Annotated in this window: 18 protein-coding genes and 1 pseudogene; 7 read left to right on the top strand and 12 right to left on the bottom strand. The window is 70.0% G+C overall.

All coding sequences use genetic code 11. The features are described from left to right. Nucleotide 1: 1 nt before the first annotated feature. The 3 genes from AC30CM_RS23415 to AC30CM_RS23405 all read right to left on the bottom strand — a co-directional run bounded on the left by AC30CM_RS23415 (nucleotide 2) and on the right by AC30CM_RS23405 (nucleotide 3,250). Entirely contained in the window at nucleotides 2-1,282 is a 1,281-nt protein-coding gene (locus AC30CM_RS23415; protein WP_490119308.1) for a GAF domain-containing protein, read from the bottom strand. 100 nt (nucleotides 1,283-1,382) lie between these two features. After that, complete coding sequence (locus AC30CM_RS23410; protein ID WP_490119307.1) at nucleotides 1,383-2,195, bottom strand: acetoin reductase; 813 nt, start codon at nucleotides 2,193-2,195, stop codon at nucleotides 1,383-1,385. Next, nucleotides 2,192-3,250, bottom strand: coding sequence for a 2,3-butanediol dehydrogenase (locus AC30CM_RS23405; protein ID WP_490119306.1), 1,059 nt, complete (start codon nucleotides 3,248-3,250; stop codon nucleotides 2,192-2,194). The genes AC30CM_RS23410 and AC30CM_RS23405 overlap by 4 nt, the downstream gene beginning before the upstream one ends. Nucleotides 3,251-3,346: 96 nt before the next feature. On the opposite strand from AC30CM_RS23405, the gene AC30CM_RS23400 reads away from it, so the two are divergent. Together AC30CM_RS23400 and AC30CM_RS23395 are read left to right on the top strand one after the other, a co-directional pair. After that, complete coding sequence (locus AC30CM_RS23400; protein WP_490119305.1) at nucleotides 3,347-5,167, top strand: NAD(P)-binding domain-containing protein; 1,821 nt, start codon at nucleotides 3,347-3,349, stop codon at nucleotides 5,165-5,167. Nucleotides 5,168-5,282: 115 nt separating this feature from the next. Beyond that, nucleotides 5,283-5,501: pseudogene (locus AC30CM_RS23395) on the top strand (DNA-deoxyinosine glycosylase); the annotation flags it as partial. 20 nt (nucleotides 5,502-5,521) lie between these two features. Here AC30CM_RS23395 and AC30CM_RS23390 read toward each other — a convergent pair. Beyond that, nucleotides 5,522-6,307 carry a DUF6597 domain-containing transcriptional factor gene (locus tag AC30CM_RS23390; RefSeq protein ID WP_490119321.1) on the bottom strand — a complete coding sequence of 262 codons (786 nt, stop codon included), beginning with the start codon at nucleotides 6,305-6,307 and terminating at the stop codon, nucleotides 5,522-5,524. 50 nt (nucleotides 6,308-6,357) lie between these two features. Continuing rightward, complete coding sequence (locus tag AC30CM_RS23385; RefSeq protein WP_490119304.1) at nucleotides 6,358-7,389, bottom strand: AraC family transcriptional regulator; 1,032 nt, start codon at nucleotides 7,387-7,389, stop codon at nucleotides 6,358-6,360. A 133-nt stretch (nucleotides 7,390-7,522) separates the two neighbouring features. On the opposite strand from AC30CM_RS23385, the gene AC30CM_RS23380 reads away from it, so the two are divergent. The 3 genes from AC30CM_RS23380 (at nucleotide 7,523) to AC30CM_RS23370 (ending at nucleotide 9,728) form a co-directional block, all read left to right on the top strand. Next, entirely contained in the window at nucleotides 7,523-7,798 is a 276-nt protein-coding gene (locus AC30CM_RS23380) for a hypothetical protein (protein WP_490119303.1), read from the top strand. Nucleotides 7,799-7,824: 26 nt separating this feature from the next. Continuing rightward, nucleotides 7,825-9,159: a DUF1254 domain-containing protein gene (locus tag AC30CM_RS23375; RefSeq protein WP_490119302.1), complete on the top strand. Its 1,335-nt coding sequence runs from the start codon at nucleotides 7,825-7,827 to the stop codon at nucleotides 9,157-9,159. Between the two features lie 101 nt (nucleotides 9,160-9,260). Continuing rightward, entirely contained in the window at nucleotides 9,261-9,728 is a 468-nt protein-coding gene (locus AC30CM_RS23370) for a VOC family protein (protein WP_490119301.1), read from the top strand. Between the two features lie 108 nt (nucleotides 9,729-9,836). Here AC30CM_RS23370 and AC30CM_RS23365 read toward each other — a convergent pair whose 3' ends face one another. Further along, nucleotides 9,837-11,459, bottom strand: a complete 1,623-nt coding sequence (locus AC30CM_RS23365) for an HNH endonuclease signature motif containing protein (RefSeq protein ID WP_490119300.1) — start codon at nucleotides 11,457-11,459, stop codon at nucleotides 9,837-9,839. Nucleotides 11,460-11,555: 96 nt separating this feature from the next. On the opposite strand from AC30CM_RS23365, the gene AC30CM_RS23360 reads away from it, so the two are divergent. Beyond that, complete coding sequence (locus AC30CM_RS23360; RefSeq protein WP_490119299.1) at nucleotides 11,556-11,981, top strand: HIT family protein; 426 nt, start codon at nucleotides 11,556-11,558, stop codon at nucleotides 11,979-11,981. 48 nt (nucleotides 11,982-12,029) lie between these two features. Here the strand turns inward: AC30CM_RS23360 and AC30CM_RS23355 are convergent, their stop codons facing one another. The 6 genes from AC30CM_RS23355 to AC30CM_RS23330 are packed head-to-tail and all read right to left on the bottom strand — an operon-like array spanning nucleotide 12,030 to nucleotide 16,898. Beyond that, on the bottom strand, nucleotides 12,030-12,467 hold the full coding sequence (locus AC30CM_RS23355) for a cupin domain-containing protein (protein WP_490119298.1): 438 nt from the start codon (nucleotides 12,465-12,467) through the stop codon (nucleotides 12,030-12,032). A 46-nt stretch (nucleotides 12,468-12,513) separates the two neighbouring features. Then, nucleotides 12,514-13,491, bottom strand: coding sequence for an amidohydrolase family protein (locus AC30CM_RS23350; RefSeq protein ID WP_490119297.1), 978 nt, complete (start codon nucleotides 13,489-13,491; stop codon nucleotides 12,514-12,516). Beyond that, nucleotides 13,488-14,228 (bottom strand): ABC transporter ATP-binding protein, encoded by a 741-nt coding sequence (locus tag AC30CM_RS23345; RefSeq protein WP_490119296.1) that lies wholly within the window; start codon nucleotides 14,226-14,228, stop codon nucleotides 13,488-13,490. The genes AC30CM_RS23350 and AC30CM_RS23345 overlap by 4 nt, the downstream gene beginning before the upstream one ends. A gap of 17 nt (nucleotides 14,229-14,245) precedes the next feature. Continuing rightward, nucleotides 14,246-15,031 (bottom strand): ABC transporter permease, encoded by a 786-nt coding sequence (locus tag AC30CM_RS23340; RefSeq protein WP_490119295.1) that lies wholly within the window; start codon nucleotides 15,029-15,031, stop codon nucleotides 14,246-14,248. Further along, complete coding sequence (locus tag AC30CM_RS23335) at nucleotides 15,028-15,852, bottom strand: ABC transporter permease (protein WP_490119294.1); 825 nt, start codon at nucleotides 15,850-15,852, stop codon at nucleotides 15,028-15,030. The genes AC30CM_RS23340 and AC30CM_RS23335 overlap by 4 nt, the downstream gene beginning before the upstream one ends. Then, nucleotides 15,849-16,898 (bottom strand): ABC transporter substrate-binding protein, encoded by a 1,050-nt coding sequence (locus tag AC30CM_RS23330; protein WP_490119293.1) that lies wholly within the window; start codon nucleotides 16,896-16,898, stop codon nucleotides 15,849-15,851. Before AC30CM_RS23330 ends, AC30CM_RS23335 begins: the two co-directional genes overlap by 4 nt. A gap of 105 nt (nucleotides 16,899-17,003) precedes the next feature. Here AC30CM_RS23330 and AC30CM_RS23325 point away from each other — a divergent pair. Further along, nucleotides 17,004-18,167 (top strand): GAF domain-containing protein (locus AC30CM_RS23325; RefSeq protein WP_490119292.1); only part of this gene is annotated, 1,164 nt, incomplete at its 3' end.

The following is an 18,167-nucleotide window of genomic DNA, read 5'->3' as shown; positions in this document are numbered from 1 at the left end:
CTCAACGTATACCGCGCGCCGCCCGAATGGCCGGAGCCGTCGATGCGGGCAGCAAGGTCGTGCGGTCGGCGGGCAGCAGCACGTCGACGACGGCGGCATCGGGGAACCGGTACGGCTTGCCGAGGACCAGCCCGGTGAACTGCCGCCGCAGCCGCGACATCTCGGCGCGCACGGTCACCACCCGCGTGCGATCGCCGTAGAGGTCGGCGGCCAACTCCGGGGCCGAGCGCCCCGCCCGATGGGTGGCCAGCACGTAGAGGATCTCGGCGTGACGCGGCGAGATGTCGCGTCGCCACGCCCCGAAACCGCCTGCGACGTCGAGTACCGCACCGTCGCGCAGATCCAGCGTCACCCGCGAGGCGACGGCACCGTCGTCGGCGTCGCCGTCGGCCAACCGCACCAGCCAGCCTCCCGGCAGCGACTCGACGTCGCAGGCGCCGAGCGCCGGGATCCAGGCTCGACCGGGAACGCCACCCGGCGGCAGCAGGATTCGATTGTGTGGCGGCAGCGAGTCGACGGCAGCGACCCACCCGTCGGGATCGACGGCCAACGCGGGCCTTCCGACGCGCGCCAGGATCGGCGCCGCGACGGTGCGCAACCGGTTCAGCGTCCGGTCGTGCGCTTCGCGCAGCTTCGACTCGGCCAGCCGCGCCACTAGGTCCACCAGCGCCACCGTGGTGGGATGCACGGTGGCAGCGGGCCCGGACACGTCGACGATGCCGACCACCTGGCCCGTGCGCGGATCCTTGATGGGGGCACCGGCGCACGTCCAGGCGTGGTGACTGCGCAGGAAGTGTTCGGCCGAGAAGACCTGCACCGCCCGGTGCGACGCCAGCGCCGTGCCGATGGCGTTGGTGCCCACCGCCGACTCGCTCCACTGCGCACCTTCGATGAAGCCCAGCCGATCGGCGTTGGTGAGCACGCGCGGGGCCCCGTACCGCCACAGCACGCGACCCTGCGCGTCCGCGATCACCAGGATGTTGTCCCCGCCGTCGATCACCGAATCCAGGCCGCGCGAGACGTCGTCGAGGACCGCGAACAGCCCCGACGCCTGCCGCAGGGCGTCCAGCCCGCTGGTGTCGATGGCGGGCGGATGGTGACAGTCGGGATCGATACCCTTGCCCAGCAGGCGATTCCACGAATCCGCGATGACGTCGCGGGGGCGGGCGGGTGCCCGTGCCCCCGCCATGGTGGCGTCGTACACCTCCGAGAGCAGCATCGCGTAACTGCGCGGGTCGTCGCCCGCCGCCACGGCGGGTTCCGGACCGAGAGACGTCGACATCACCGTCGATTGTGCTCCCCGTCACAACGGCTGACAACCACGGGGTACGCACCTGCCCGGTCGGGCAGGGCGATCACCCGCGGCGCGGGCGGTCGCCGCGTCACCGATACACCATGCCGCCGTCGATGAGGCCCGCCTGCCCGGTCATGTAGTCCGCTCCGGGACCGGCGAGATAGGCGACGAAGCCGGCCACGTCCTGCGGCGTCTCGGGGCGCCCGAGCGCGATGGTGGCCGAGAACTTCTCGAACGTCTCGCCTTCCGCCGCGCCGGTCAACTCGGCGAACCGCTTGTCGATCTCGACCCACATGTCGGTGCCCACCACGCCCGGGCAGTACGCGTTGACCGTGATGCCGTCGGCGGCGTGCTCCTTGGCGGCAGCCTGCGTCAACGCCCGCACCGCGAACTTGGTGGCACTGTACGGGCCCAACATGGCGAACCCCTCGTGACCGGCGATGCTCGACGCGTTGATGATCCGGCTGATCCTGCCGCGATCCTGGTTGCCCAGTTCCTTGAACTTCGCGACCGCCGCCTGGATGCCCCACAGCACCCCGTCGACGTTGATGGACCACAACCTGGTCAGCTGCTCGGGCGTCACGTCGGCCAGCGGACCCACCAGCGCGATGCCCGCGTTGTTCACCATGACGTCGAACCCGCCGAGCGCCTGCGCCGCATGGTCGACGGCGGCGAACACCGCGGCGCGATCGGACACGTCGGCCACGAACGTCGTTGCCTTCGAACCGATTCCGCGGACCTCCTCGGCCACCTGCTCGGCCGCGTCGGCGGTCACGTCGACGCATGCCACGTCGGCGCCCTGGCGGGCGAGTTCGAGCGCGATGCCGCGGCCGATGCCCCGCCCGGCGCCGGTCACCAGCGCCACGGTGCCCTGCAGCGGTGCGTCGATGGTCCTGCTCATGCCGGCACCCCGTTCGACGGATCCACGAGGACCTTCATCTTCGTCCCGGCGTGCAGGGCCTCGAACCCGCCGTCGACCACGTCGTCGAGCGGGATCGAGGTCACCCAGCCGGTGGTGTCGTAGCGCCCGCGTGCCATCAGGTCGATCACGGCCTCGAAGTCGGCGGCGGTGTAGCACAGCGAACCCTGGACGCGGGATTCGTTCATGACGAGGTTGAGCAGCGGTGTGGTGAGCGGCTTCTCGTAGATCGCCACGCTCACCATGGGCCTGCGCGCGCCCACGCAGGCCAGGGCCGTCTGCACGGCGGGTGCGACGCCCGCGGCGTCGTAGACGGCATCGGCGCCACGCCCGTCGGTGCGATCGGCGACGACCCCCGGCACGTCGACGGTCGTGGGGTCGAGCGTGGTGGCGCCCAGCGCCTCGATGGCCGCGCGCCGCGTCGGCGACGGCTCCACGACCAGCACGTCCTCGACACCCTTGCCGCGCAAGGCGAACCACAGGCCGATCCCGATCGGACCGGCCCCGAACACCATGGCCGTGCCGCCCGGATCGGGCTCACCGAGCGTGGCCGCGTGATAGGCCACCGACATCGGTTCCACCAGCGCCCCGAGTTGCAGCGACACGTTGTCGGGCAGGCGGTGCAGCATGCTGGTGGGCACCACCGTGTACTCGGCCATGCCGCCATCGGACATCAGGCCGTGAAAGCCGATCTGGGCACAGATGTTGTAGTTGCCGGCCCGGCACGGCGCACAGTGTCCGCACTTGTAAATGGGCTCGACGGCCACGCGGTCGCCCTCGGCCCACCCGGTGACGCCGTCGCCGACGGCGGTGATGGTGCCCGAGAACTCGTGTCCCATCGTCAGCGGCAGCTCCCGACCGGTGAGCGGGTGCGGCGAGGTGGGCACGAAGATCGGGCCCGCGTAGTACTCGTGCAGGTCGGTGCCGCAGATGCCGTTGTAGCCGACCCGAACCTTCACCGTGCCCGGCGTCGGTTCGGGTTCGGGGACGTCGGCGACGTCGAGCTTGTTCGGTCCGTAATACACAGCTGCTCTCATGACCACGTTTGTATGTGACCCCCACCACATGACGGAAGGGTTGCAATGGGTTGCAACCCTTGTGGCGATGGCGCCCACGGGTGTGTCCTGCCTCACATGACTTCGACACTCGACCCCATCACCGACCTCACCCCCCAGCAGCGCGTGGACGCGTGGCTGGCCGACTTCGAGGTGGCGCTGGCGACCCGTGACGTCGACCGCGTGACCTCGATGTTCGCCGTCGACTCGTTCTGGCGTGACCTGGTGTCGTTCACCTGGAACCTCAAGACCATGGAGGGCCGCGAGGCCATCGGCGCCATGCTCGGCGAGCGGCTCGCCCCCACGGATCCGGCCGGGTTCCGCACCCGCGAGACGCCCACCGAGGAGGACGGCGTGCTGAGCGCGTTCATCGAGTTCGAGACCGCCGTGGGGCGCGGAACCGGACACCTGCGGCTGCGCGGCGAACCCGGCGCCGAGCAGGCCTGGACGCTGCTGACCACGATGCAGGAACTCAAGGGCCACGAGGAGCGCAAGGGCGCCACCCGCGTGCTGGGCGCGGTGCACGGCAGCGACGAGGACACCCGCTCGTGGGCGCAGAAGCGCGAGGACGAGCAGGCCGCGCTCGGTTACACCGAGCAGCCGTACGTGCTGGTCGTCGGCGGGGGGCAGGGCGGCATCGCACTGGGCGCACGGCTGCGGCAGCTCGGCGTGCCCGCCATCGTCGTCGACCGGCACGAACGCCCCGGCGATCAGTGGCGCAAGCGGTACAAGTCCCTGTGCCTGCACGACCCCGTGTGGTACGACCACCTGCCGTATTTGCCGTTCCCGCAGAACTGGCCGGTGTTCGCGCCGAAGGACAAGATCGGCGACTGGCTCGAGTTCTACACCCGCGTCATGGAGGTGCCCTACTGGTCCAAGACCACGTGCACGTCGGCCTCCTTCGACGGCGAACGCTGGACCGTGGAGGTGGACCGCGACGGAGAACACGTCACGCTGCGGCCCCAGCATCTGGTGCTGGCCACCGGCATGTCCGGCAAGCCCAACGTGCCCACCCTGCCCGGGCAGGACGTGTTCCGGGGCGACCAGCACCACTCGAGCGCGCACCCCGGCCCCGACGGTTACGTCGGCAAGCGTGCCGTCGTGATCGGTTCGAACAACTCCGCCCACGACATCTGCAAGGCGCTGGTGGAGAACGGCGTCGACACCACGATGGTGCAGCGGTCGTCGACGCACATCGTGAAGTCGGACTCGCTGATGGAGATCGGCCTCGGTGCGCTGTACTCGGAGCAGGCCGTCGCAAACGGGATGACCACGGAGAAGGCCGATCTGACGTTCGCGTCGCTGCCCTATCGGATCATGCACGAGTTCCAGATCCCGCTCTATGACCAGATGCGCGAGCGCGACCGGGACTTCTACGCCCGCCTGGAAGCGGCCGGATTCGAATTGGATTGGGGCGACGACGGTTCCGGCCTGTTCATGAAGTACCTGCGCCGCGGCTCCGGCTACTACATCGACGTCGGCGCGTCCGACCTCATCGCCGACGGCACCATCAAGCTGGCGCACGGCCAGGTGGACCATCTCACCGAGGACTCTGTGGTGCTGTCCGACGGCACCGTGTTGCCCGCCGACGTGGTCGTGTACGCCACCGGGTACGGCTCCATGAACGGCTGGGCCGCCGATCTGATCGGCCAGGACGTCGCCGACAAGGTGGGCAAGGTGTGGGGTCTAGGCAGCGACACCACGAAGGATCCCGGCCCGTGGGAGGGCGAGCAGCGCAACATGTGGAAGCCGACGCAGCAGGAGAACCTGTGGTTCCACGGCGGCAACCTGCACCAGTCCCGGCACTACTCGCTATACCTGGCGTTGCAGCTCAAGGCCCGCCACGCCGGCATCCCGACCCCGGTCTACGGCCTGCAGGAGGTGCACCACCTGTCGTAGGTCGGCGGGGATGCCAGACTCGGCGCCGCTGCTCCGCGGGCTGCCACCGGGTACGGGATGGCGAACGGAATCGCCTCGCTGTCGGTGATCTTCACCGCTGAGCCCTCATTTCGCGGTGCTCGGTGGCAGCCCGCGGGTGCTGGTGCCCGGGTCCTTCCCCAGCGCACTGTCGTTGGCGACCGGCCAGTACTACGCCAATCCGCGCAACCAGTTCTGGCGGTTACCGGCCGCCGTGTTCGACGTCGACGCCGCCGCGCCGTACCCCGAGCGGCTCGCCGCCGTCGTCGACCGCGGCATCGCCCTGTGGGACGTCATCGGCAGTTGCCGCAGGCACGGCAGCCCAAATGCCGGCGGTCAACCGTGTCGGTGCGCGTACTCCCCCGGCGTGCACCCGAGCATTGCGCGGAAGTCGTTGGTGAAGTGCGCCTGGTCGTACCAGCCCCACCGGACGGCCACACCGGCGAGGTCTTGGTCTTGGTCTCGGTCGGGACGTTCCTCGATGGCCAGTGCCGCGTGCTGTAACCGCTGCCGGCACAGCACCCACTTGATGGGTACGCCGACGTAGCGGCGGAACACGCGCTGCGTGGTGCGGGCGCTCCACGGCGAGAGCGCCAACACCTGATCCACGCGGTGCAGCGTGGCGTCGTCACCCATGCGGTCGAGCAGGTCCGTCAACGCCGCGTACGTCGGATCGGTGGGGTGTGCGGCGCCGATGACGGCGTCGAGGTGGGCCACCATCCGGTCTAGCTGGCGCGGAAACGCCGTTGGCGTGGAACAGGACTCGTCGACCGCGGTCGCAGAGGCGGGGACGACCCGGCCCGTGTAATCGCTGGCGTCGCACGCGAATCGGGCCGCGAACCCGCCGGGCCGGAAGCGCGCGCCGACGACGGCGCCGGACCCGGTCAGGGTCGTGGTGAAGACGCGCTCGACGACACCGTGGACGAGGACGTTCGGCAGCGGGTGACCGTGGCGGGTGGCGTCGTCACCCCATTCGTGGGTCAGGTGCATGGCGGGGAACGTGATCACCGTATGCCGGGAAGGCGGGCGGCCGCGCAGATCCCACCGCACGCACCAGTAGTGCTCGACCCAGGGCGCCGCCTCGGCCGACGGTGGCCACCGCATCAGGTCGAACACGCCCATGCTGTGCGCGCGGCCCACCACGCCGCGCTGCGGGGTCGGCTGCACGGGCCTCACCGTGCGGGCCGACCGGCGAGGGCTCGAGCGGTCGAGCCCACGGCGTTCCGATACTGCGACGGGGTCATGCCGAACCACCGTCTGCAGGCCCGGCTGAAGACGCTGTGTTCGGCGTATCCGAGCTGCCGCGAGACCCGCGCGAGCGGCACGCTGGTGGTAGTCAGCAGCCGATGAGCGACCTCGCGCCGCGTCCGATCGACCACCTCGACGAACGTCGTACCCTCCGCGGAGAGGCGCCGTTGCAGCGTCTTCGGGTGGATGGCGAAGTGCCCGGCAACCAGCTCGGCGGACAGTTCCCCGGTGGGCAGCAGCTGTTTCACCACGCTGCGCACGGTGTCGGCGACGCTGCCGCCGCAGTCGCCCGTCTCGATCAGGAAGCTCATCGCCACCTGATGTGCCAGCGGATCGTGGTGCAGGGGACGCGCCAGGTCGGCGGCGTGCAGCGTGAAACCGGCGATCGGCTCAACGAAGCGTGCGGGACAGCCGAAGTACTCGCGGTAGTCCGCTTCGCTGCCGAGTGGGGAATGCGGCAGATGGACGATGAGGGGCCGGTAGGCCGGGCCCAGAAACAGCTGCAGCACCCGAAGGCTGACACCGAGCGACAGCTCCACGGCGTGCGCCTGAGGTGGGGCCGGGTAGAGCAGGAAGTCGAAGACGAAGCGCCGCACACCGTCATCGGCACCGGGGACGACGCGAACGGATATGCCTGGGCTGTAGGCGGCCATGTGGACGTCGAGGATGGTGAGCGCCTCGCCCACCGTCGTGGCCGTACGCGCCGCCACGCCGACGGGACCGAGGACGTCGATGCCCTGGCAGGTGGCGAGGCGCCTGCCGAAGTCGTCGACGCCCAGCACCTCGGCCGCGTGCTCGACCACCGCGATCGCGCTGCGCAACGGGACGAAGCGATCGGCTCGACCGGCAGCCGCGGGATCGACACCAGCGGCCGTCAGCAACTCCCTGGCACGACCGCCGTGGGCGGCCGCGAGCGCGTCGAAGCCGGCCAGGCTCGAGCCGCGGATCAACTGCATGTCCGCCATGGTCAAGAAATCGTCCAGCAGAGTCAAGACCGCAGCCGACACCGTGATGCACAGTGGATCACCGCCATCGGGGCTCAGCCGTTGCGGCTCAGCACCATTGGCTTCCGGCTCTGGAGGAGGATCCATGAAGGTCCACGTCACCGGCCTGGCGGCGGTCGCCGCACTGGTCGCCGGTCCGCTCGCCGTCGTCACGTTCGTGTCGACGCCCGTCGCGGCCGCCGACGTGTGCGCCAGCGCAGGCGGCAGGCACTTCTCCGCGGGCGGCTGCACCGACGTCGCCGGCGACGTCGCCGTCGGGACGGCCATCGCCGCGCAGCACGTCCCGTACGTTCCGGGCGAGGTCCCGTGCTACACGGTCGAGGGCGTGCCGTATTACACGCCGCCCGGGCAACCCTGCTGACCGGTCACACCGGTGAAGCATCGACCATGACCGACGCGTCGGCCACACCCGGGCCGGAGCAGGTGCGAGAGATCGCCAAGGAGGCCTACGTCTACGGCTTCCCGATGGTCGACGGCTATCGCATCCAACACGCGTACTTCGTCGACCGGGACAACCCGCAGTACAAAGGTGGGTGGAACGAGATCCATTCGATGGCACGGGTCTTCACTCCCGCGGACACGGCGATCCAGACCCCCAACTCGGACACGCCGTACTCCATGCTCGGCGCCGACCTGCGGGCCGAGCCCCTGGTCCTGACGGTCCCGCCGATCGCAGCCGGGCGCTACTACTCGCTGCAGTTCGTCGACGGCTACACCCATGACTACGCCTACGTCGGCAGCCGGACCACCGGCAACGGCGGGGGCACCTACCTGCTGGCGGGGCCGCGCTGGGACGGCGAGGCGCCCGCCGGAGTCGACGACGTGATCCGGTCGGCGACCGACTTCTCCCTGGTCATCTATCGCACGCAGCTCTTCGGTCCCGACGACGTCGACGCGGTGCAGCGGATCCAGGCCGGCTACGTGGTGCAGCCGCTGTCGGCGTTCCAGAATTCGCCGGCGGGCACGGCGCCGCCGATCGACTTCGTCGCGCCCCTCACCCCCGACGAGCAGCGGACGTCGCCGCGGTTCTTCCAAGTTCTCGACTTCGTACTCCGCACCGCACCGGTCTTGCCCGACGAACAGCGGCTGCGGGAGCGGTTCGCCGCCATCGGGATCGGGCGCGACCTGGACCCCGACCGCCTGAGCCCCGAGATACGGGCCGCGCTGCAGGCCGGCATGTCCGATGCGTGGGCCGACTTCGACACCTTCAAGACCGAGCAACTCGCCACCGGCCGGGTCACCTCCGGGCAATTGTTCGGTACCCATGCCGAGCTGTCGCACGACTACCTGTACCGGATGGCGGGTGCGGTGCTGGGGATCTACGGCAACATCGCGCAGGAGGCGATGTATCCGGTGATCGCCACCGATTCGACCGGGGCGCCGCTGGATGGCGCCAACGAGTACACGCTGCGGTTCGAGCCCGGCCGTCTGCCGCCGGTGAATGCGTTCTGGTCGATCACGATGTACGGACTGCCACGAAGCCTCCTGGTGGACAATCCGATCGACCGGTACCTCATCAACTCGGCGATGGTGCCCGACCTCATCGAGGATGCCGACGGCGGCATCACGGTCTACGTCCAGCATCGGTCGCCGGGGCCGGGCAGGGAGGCCAATTGGCTCCCCGCGCCGCCGGGACCGTTCCACGTGATCATGCGGCTCTACTGGCCGAAGCAGGAGGCGCTCTCCGGTGAGTGGAAGGCGCCACCGGCCGTGCGGTCCTGAGCCGTTCTGCCGTTCCGGCCCCCGGCCGCGTCGTGCCCTCGACGGAATCCGTGGCGCGTTCTTCCAATCGCGCGTCGTGGTCGGGAGGCGATGCTGGGGCGGTGAGCGTACGACCGATCCCACAGGGATACACCAGCTTGACCCCCTTCCTCGTCGTCGACGGTGCGGCCTCGGCCATCGAGTTCTACGTCTCGGTGTTCGGTGCGACCGTGACGGAGCGGATGACCGGATCCGACGACTCGATCGCGCACGCCGAGTTGGACTTCGGGACCGGACGACTGCAACTGTCGGACCCCAACCCGGCCTACGGGCTCGCGGCGGTCACCCGCGGGGATACGGTGACCCACTCGATGGTGCTCTACTGCCCCGATGCCGACGCGGTGGTCGCGAGGGCCGAAGCTGCGGGCGCGACCGTCCGAGAACCGTTGAGCACCTTCGTCACCGGTGACCGCTTCGCCTCCATCGTCGACCCGTTCGGTCAGCGGTGGGCGGTGATGACCCGCGTCGAAGAGGTCGACGCGGCCGAGCGAGAGCGCCGTCTCGCCGAGTGGGCAGACGAAAACGTCTAGCGCAAGGGAAATTTCGTGCCACCGTTCCGTTCCCGGCGCGAACCACGCATCGACCCGGCCCGCCACTCCTGGTGGCGGGGATGGCGTGACGCTGCCGTTCTCGTGTCGTCAGACCGCGGTGTCGTGGGGTGGTTCGGGTCCGCCTGGGGTCGTGGGGTCGGGGGTGGTGGGGTCGGGGGTGGCTGCTGGGGTCGGGGGGTCGGGTGCCCAGGGGTCCTCGACCCTGGGCGGGGCCGGGGGCGGGTGTTTCAGCCGGCCGCGGTCGTGGTCGCTGGTGGGTGCCCACGGGTCATCGGGTGACCAGTCCGGGCGTGGCCGCGCCGGTTCCGACACCGGGTCTGGTGGGGTGAACGCGTGCTCTGATGCGATCCGGATCCGGTCGGGGTGGTGGTAGTGGTTGACCCGGGCCTGCCCGTGATCCAGGTGCGGCGGCGGCAGCCACTCGGTCTGATGATCATCGGTGAGGCGGGTGCGCCACTGCCCGTCGGCGACCAACCGATTGTCACACCCACACGCCAAACACATGTCATCGACGTTGGTGTGCCCGCCGGCGGCCCAGTCCCGGCGGGCGTGATGAGCCTGGGAGCCATACGCCCCCACGGTGCAGCCGGGCTTGGTGCAGCCCCCGTCGCGGGCGATCAACGCCCACCGCTGCGCGGTGCTCGCCGTACGCCGGGTCCGGTAGCAGTCCATCACCTCCCGCGTCGCCCCGTCGAACACCACCAGACACCCCGTGGTGTCGCTGCGGGCCGCCATCGCCAACACGTCCGGGATCGGCATCAGCGTCCCGCCGCCGGTGACCGCGATCCCGGCGCGGGCGGCCAGATCAGCCAGCGTGGTCCGCACGATCACCGTGGTCGGCATCCCCGTCAGCGTGCCGAGTTCCTTGTTCCCCAGGGCGGCGCGCAGCACGAACGCCAACGCGTCGTGACGCCGCTGACCGACCGTGCGGGCATCGCCGTCGATCTGGGCCTGCGACGGCGTCCCCGACACACACGGCTCGGCGTCGTCGGGATGGCACATGCCCGGGGCGGCGTACTTGGCCAACAGCACCTCCAGCAGCGCCGCCGCCTCCGGGGTCAGGGAGGCGGTCAGCGGGACGGTGCGGTCACGCCGCTGGGAACCGATCACCACCTCTCGGCGGCGCATCCGCTCGGGTTCTCGATCCGTGGGTTCGGGGCCGTCGGGGTCGATCTCGGCCAACGTCAGTCCGATCTGATCCCGCAACTCCTTGGGACCGTGCCCCACCCCGTGGCGCACCCAGTCCAGTTCGAGGCGTTCGCGCTCCGCGCGGCTCACCCAGCCGGGCACCTCGCGCAGCCCGTCGCGGATCACGGCCACGTGCTCCCCGGTGAGCAACCCGCCGGCTTGCGCGGCCGCCAGCGCCGGCAGCACCGGCGCCAACGCCTCCCCGGTCACCGAACGCCGCGGCCCCAACACCGTGGCCTCGGCCAGGCGGCGACTCGCTTCGCGGCCCGAGAGCCGCCACCGCACCGCCACCACCTCCCGCCAGCACTTGGCCCCGACCTCTTTGGGGGTGGTGTGGCACTGCAGTTCGGTCAGCACGCGGTGCCACTGCGCGGGCAGCGCGCAGCCCAGGGTCTCCAGTTCGTCGCCCAGGGCGAACAGTTCGTCGAGGGTCACGGTGTCCAGGTCGCAGTCGGCGAACGCGGCCCGCAACCCCGCCACCGCCACCCGAACCTCACCCAACCCCACGACTCGAACATACATTCGACCACCGACAAGCCCGAGGGCGAATCAGGAGGGGCGGATGAGGTCATGACGGGTCGGTCGTAGCGCCGCGCACTCCTTGACTACCGTGTCGGCATGGAATGCGTGTTCTGCGCCATCGTCGCCGGGGACGCCCCGGCCGTCCGCATTCACGAGGACGACGACTACCTGGCGTTCCTCGACATCCGACCGATCGTGCGTGGACACACGCTGGTGGTTCCCAAGCGGCACAGCGTGGATCTCACCGACACCCCGCCGTCGACGCTGGGCGACATGGTCCGCATCGGCCAGCGCATCGGCCGCGCTGCGCGGGCCTCCGAACTTCAGGCCGACGGCAACAACATCGCCATCAACGACGGCAAGGCGGCATTCCAGACCGTCTTCCACGTGCACCTGCACGTCGCGCCCCGCAAGGACGGCGACAAGCTCACCTTCGCCAAGGGCCTGGTGGTGCGTCGCGATCCCGATCGCGAGGCGACGGGCCGCATCCTGCGCACCGCGCTGGCCGCCCTACCGGACTGACCGGCATGACCCGACCGACCCCAGCGGACTGAGCCATGCGGCCGAAGGTCACAGCGTCAGTGGCGCGTTCGCAGAGTCGAGGTGCTCGACGGTGGTGAACACCAGCTCGGTGTCCCCGGCGTTCTCGATGTCGTGCAGCAGGAACTCCCCTGCGGCAAAGGCGAAGTGCCGGGTCTCACCGGCATCGTAGGACACCTCGCGCGTCGTCCCGTCGGACGTGTGCTGGCGGCTGCGACCCGCCACCACCGCAGTCCAGAAGTAGTCCAGCACGTGCCGGTGCGCATGGAACCGCTCCCCCGGCGCCAGCCTGATCTCCCACACCCGCACCCGGTCGTTCTCGCTCAACAGCCGTGATCCCACGTGCCCGTCGTGCGAATGGTTCTCGAACTCCGCCCGAAGCTCGTCGCTCCACCCCTCGAAGTTCGATCCGACCAGCGTGCCCGCCAGCGGTGCGTCGGTGAGGAATTCCGGTGTGGCAGTGCTCATCTCTTCTCCATCTCTCGTACCAACGTCGTGATCTCAAACCGGTGCGTCACTGCGCGGGGTCGAACCCCAGGAAGCGCCGCGCGTTGCGCTCGAGTGCGGCATCGTCGATGCCCGCGTCGTGCGGCAGGTCCAGTGGTCGCGCCACGCCCATGTCGAACGGGTAGTCGCTGCCGCACATCAGGTGCGTCGCATCGGCATGCGCGCGCAACAGTAGCAGCGCGGGCCCGTCGTGGGTGAGCGTGTCGAACCACAACTTCGCGAAACCGTCGCGCGGCGAGGCCGTGTCCGCGCTGCGCACGTCGGAGCGACGCGTCCACCCGTGTTGCCAGCGCCCCACCAGCGCCGGCGCGCATCCGCCGCCGTGCAGCAGGCAGACGCGCAGGTCCGGCAATTCCTCGAGCACTCCCCCCAACACCAGCGAGGCTGCCGCCGTGGCGGTTTCGACGGGATTGCCGATCAGGTTCGTCAGGTAGTACGACGACCACTCCGGCCGCGCCAGCTGCATGGGATGTACCAGCACCGCCATGTCGTGCTCGACGGCCGCGCGCAGCAGATCGCGCATCGGCTCCACGTCGAACGACGACGGCCCGAGCAGCGGCGGCACGGCGATGCCCCGCACCACGTCACGCGCCATCGCGCGCATCTGCTGGCGCGCGGCGTCCGGATCGTGCAGCGACACCAGGCCCAGCCCGAGCAGCCTGCCGCCGCTGTCGCGGCACACCCTGGCCAGTTCGTCGTTGAACGCACCCACGTAGGCGTCGACGCCGGGGTCGTCGGCCACCGGGAACGCGAACGGCGGGGCCGAGATCACTCGCGCGCCGAGTCCTGCGGCGTCGGTGTCGGCCAGGACGCGCGCCGCGTCGCTCATCGCGGCGGTCTCGATGGACAGCGGCAGTTCACCCAGGTGTAGTTGGCCGTCGCGCCCATGCAGGGGCGGCACCGGAGAACCCGGGGGCAGCCCGAACAGGCTTTCCGGAATCCAATGGGCGTGGACGTCGATGGGGCCGGATCGCAGGGTGCTCATGCCGCGGCCGCCTCCAGCGCCTCGAAGCGCGCCAGTACCTCTGCCTGCAGGACCGCCACGGCCGGGTCGGACGCCTTGCGCGGCCGCGGCAGGTCGACGTCGATGACCTCGTGGATCCGCCCGCCGGGGGCGAGCACCACGATGCGGTCCGACAGCTGCACGGCCTCGGTGACGTCGTGCGTCACGAACATCACCGTGCGCCGCGACTCCAGCCAGATGCGTTCGAGATGCTCGCGCAGCGTGCGCGACGTCATGGCGTCGAGGTGACTGAACGGCTCGTCCATCAGCAGCACGTCGGGTTCGACGGCGAAGGCCCTGGCGATCCCGATGCGCTGCTGCTGGCCGCCCGAGAGTTGGGCCGGATAGCGGTCGGCGCAATGACTCAGCCCCACCAGGTCCAGGTAGTGCCTGGCCCGTTCCTGCCACCCGTCCCGTTCGTGCTGCACGAAGCCGAGATTGGCCATCACGGTGCGCCATGGCAGCAACCGGGGGTCCTGGAACACGTAGCCCACCCGGGCGTCGCGGCCGTCGGATCTCAGGCTGACGGTGCCCGAGGTCTTGGTCTCGATGCCCGAGACGATGTTCAGCAGTGTCGTCTTGCCGCTACCCGACGGGCCGACGACGGACACGAACGTCTCGCCCGAGATCGTCAGATCGATGCCGTCGATGACGCGGGTGCGTTTGCCGCTGCGGTCGTGATAGTCCTTGACCAGGTCGCGGATGTCTATGGAGGCCATGGTTTCTCGCTTTCTCGTTAGGCGGTGCGCCACCGGGTGGCGAAGCGTTCGATGGGGCCGAGGAGCAGGAGGTCGGCGATGATCAGGACGACGATGAAGACCAGCACCCAGGCGAAGAACCCGTCGAGCTGGTTGGCGTCGTACCAGTAGCGGGAACGCCAGCCCACGCCGGAGGTGGCGCCGAACCACTCGGCGAGCAGCAGGCCGTTCCAGGCGCTCATGATCGCGAACCGCACTGCGGCGACGGTGGACCCGGCGACCGCAGGAGCCACGACGTGGCGCAGCACGTGGCCCCGGGAGACGCCGAACGCCCGTGCCATCAGGAGCAGGTCGGCGGGTACCGCACGGGTGGCCTTGGCGATGTTGACCACCACGAAGGGTAATCCGGACAGGAACACCGTCAGCACCGGGGTCAACCAGCCGAAGCCGAACCACATGGTGGTGAGCAACGCCCAGATGACGGCGGGGATGGCCAGCCCGGCGGCGGTGAGATCCGAGAACGCCAGATCCGCCCACCGGGACAGGCCCATCCAGATGCCGATGGCCGCACCGACGACGAGCGCCAGCGCCAGGCCCAGCACGAAGCGGTTCATGCTGATGGCCAGGTTGTGCCACAGCTGGCCGAGCGCGGCCTCGGCCACCAGGCTGTCCACGGTGTCGGTGGGCGACGGAATCCGGTTGCCCACCACGACGGCCAGCTGCCAGGCGCCCAGGATGGTCAGCAGGGCGGCCGCGACGGCCACCGCGCTGGCGGCCTGGCCGCGCAGCTGCCTGCGCCATGGTGACGTCGAGGAGATGGTCATGCGATTTCCTTCCGCCAGGCGAAGAACCGGTTCTCGAGGTAGGCCAGAGCACGCTCGACGAGGATCATGGCGGCGATGAACAGCGCCGTCCACGCCAGCATGTCGGCGACCTGGAATTCCTGGTAGGCCTTGCGGATCATGAAGCCGACCCCGTTGCTGGCGCCGAACACCTCGGTGAGCGCCTCCACCTTCCAGGCCATCGCGAACCCGTACCGCACGCCCGCGAACACGAACGTCGCCAGCGCGGGCAGGTAGAGGTGACGCAGGACGTCGCGCCGATTGCGCTCGAACGCCTGGCACATGGCGAGCAGTTTGCCGTCGACCGAGCGCACGCCCTCGGCGACGTTGATGGCGATGAAGGGCAGTGCCACCAACGCGGAGACCACGATGGGGCCACCCGCGCCGACGCCGAAGATCAAGAGCCCGAACACCGCATACGTCAGGCCCGGCATGTTGCCCAGCACGAACAGTGGCAGGGAGAAGTACGACGTCAGGAATCGCGAGCGGCCCATCGCATACCCGACGACCAGCCCAGCCGACATCGCGATGAGGAAGCCCGCCGCGATCTTGCCGATGCTGGACGCGAAGTTGGTTACCGCTTCGCCAGAGGCGACGATGGCCACGACGCGCTCGAACACGTCGAGCGGCTGCGGCAGGATGGGATCGTCGACCCAGGCGGCGACGACGGCCCACACGGCCACGGCGAGGAGCAGCGCCGCGCCCGAGACCAGCCACCGTCGCGGACCGGCGGACCCCCGTCTGCGGCGGGTCGAATCGTCGCGCACCGCAGCGGCATCGGGCGGGGTGATGGTCTGCGTCACTGCGGGGCTCCTTCGGAGGGCAGGAACGTGGGATCGGTGACGTCGTCGCCGATCACCCCGGTCCGGCGCATCAGGTCGAACACGGAACTCTCGTCGCGCGCCCACCCGTCGTCGAAGCGCACGTCGTCGACCACCCAATCATGTTGCGAAACATAGTCCTTCATGAATGCGATGTCTTCGGGCGTCTCGACGGCGAAGTGCTGAGGGTAGCGTTCGATCATGTCGTCGCGGTGCTGGCGCCACTCGGCCAGACCGCGCGTCCACAGGTCCAGGAACGCCGACACCTCTCCCGGGTGCCCGTCGACCCATTCCGTCCGCGCCACGAAGACGTTGCCCATGGGGCCGTCGTGCCCGGGAGCATCGAGTTCGGCGAACAGGTCGGCCGACGACTTGCCGTCGTAGAGCGGACGCACGCTGCCGTTGCGCAGCTCACGCGCCGAGAGGTCGGGATAGCAGATGCACGCGTCGATCTCGCCGCGCGCCAACAGGTTCGAGAGATTCTGGATGTCAGCGACGACGACCTGGTAGTCGTCGGCGAGGTCGATGCCGTGCATCTGCTCGAGCAACGCGCTCCACACCAGCGTTCCCGACACCGTGGTGAAGACGCCGAGGCGTCTGCCCTCCAGGTCGGCCATGGTCCGGGCCGGGTCGTCGGCACGCACCAGGATGCGGCTGCGCTCGGCGTTGTAACGACCGATGATCGTGGTGGCGCGCTTGGTCTGTTCCTCCAGCCCGGGAACCTCGAACGAGGCCGTGGAGATGACGTCGGCGTGCCCGCCGGCGAACAGGCCGAACTCGTCCCACGTCGCGCTGGTCTCGATGCGGTAGCCGGTGTCGCGCTGCCACGCGTCGACGATGCCCGTCTCGTTCATGTAGTCCCAGATGGGGTCGGGCGCGAACGTGAAGCGGATGACGCCATCCTGGGCGGAGCGCGAGGACGCCGGGCCTCCGAGGCCCGCCGCGCAGCCCGTGGTCACCGTCACCGACACCATCGCCACCGCGGCGGCCGCGACCGCACCGCGCAACATCCGGGTTCCATGTCGCACACCCAACCTCCTCGTCATGTGTGATGGCGCTCACCGCCGACACCCAGATTGCGGGACGGGCGTCATCGCGGCAATGTTTGGCGATACACACTTACGCTGTATGACATGTCGGTCGAAACATCTAGACCCAATCTGGAGCGCTGGCTCGACGCGCTGGCCGGCATCGGGGAGGCCGTCGGCGGTGACGAGCCCGTCACCGACCTGCTGGCCCGGGTCGCCCGCACCGCCTGCGACCTGCTCGGGTACGACTTCTGCGCGGTCTTCCTGCCCGATGCGAACTCGCGGGCGCTGACCATCGCCGGCGCCTACGGGTTGTCACCCGACTACATCGCGAAGGTCAACGCCGAACGGCCCATCCTGCTCGACGTCAGCGGCGCCGAGGAGGCGCCCACCAGCGTCGCCTACCGCACCGATCGGATCGTCACGCTCGAGGACATCGAGACCACGCCGGGCATCGGCCCGTGGGGCGGCGTCGCGCACGAGCAGGGGTACCGGTCACTCATCTCGGTGCCGCTGCGTCGCGCCGGCGCCGTGGTCGGCGCATTGAACGGCTACCACGCCTCGCCCCATCGGTTCGACGCCGTCGAGATCGGCCTCGTCACGACGCTGGCATCGCAGGTCGCCATCGCCCTGGGCACCGCTCAACTGCGGTCACGCGAGCAGGACACCATCCGAGAACTGCGGCGCGCCGAGGAGGTCCACCGCCTGCTGACCGCCACCGCCCTGCGCGGCGAGGGCGTGTCCGGCGTCGCGACCGCGCTGGCCGAACTGCTGCGCCGCCCCGTCCTGATCGAGGACGTCTACGGCACGGCGCTGGCCGACGCCGACTGGGCCACGACCACCGGCGGCCCCGACGCCACGGCGCCCGACGCCACGGCGGCCGACGTCACCCTCGACGGCGAGGTGGTCGCCCGAGTGCGCATCGGCGCCTCGACCGGGGCCGGTGACACGCCGCTGTCGGGCCTCGACGTCCGCGCGGTGGAGCATGCGACCGTCGTCACCGCACTGGAACTCATGCGCATTCGCACGGCGGCCGAGGTGGAGCAGCGACTGCGCGGATCGCTGGTGGCCGACCTGCTCAGCACCGACGGCGGCGACCTCGCCGCCCTCCTGGACCGCGCCCGGCGACTCGGCTGGGACCTGTCCGGCCGCCAGACCCTGATCTCCGTGCGCTGCGCCGATCCGCGGGCCGTGGGTGGCAGGCCCGCGACCGAGCGGCTGCTCGCCGGCGCGGACAGGTTCGCCGCGGCGGTCGAGCCGCGGCCGCTG

Source organism: Mycobacterium sp. DHQP2018-32-09 (assembly GCF_058148405.1).
The sequence above is the reverse complement of the archived record's forward strand: the minus strand, read 5'-3'. Positions and strand labels throughout refer to the sequence as shown.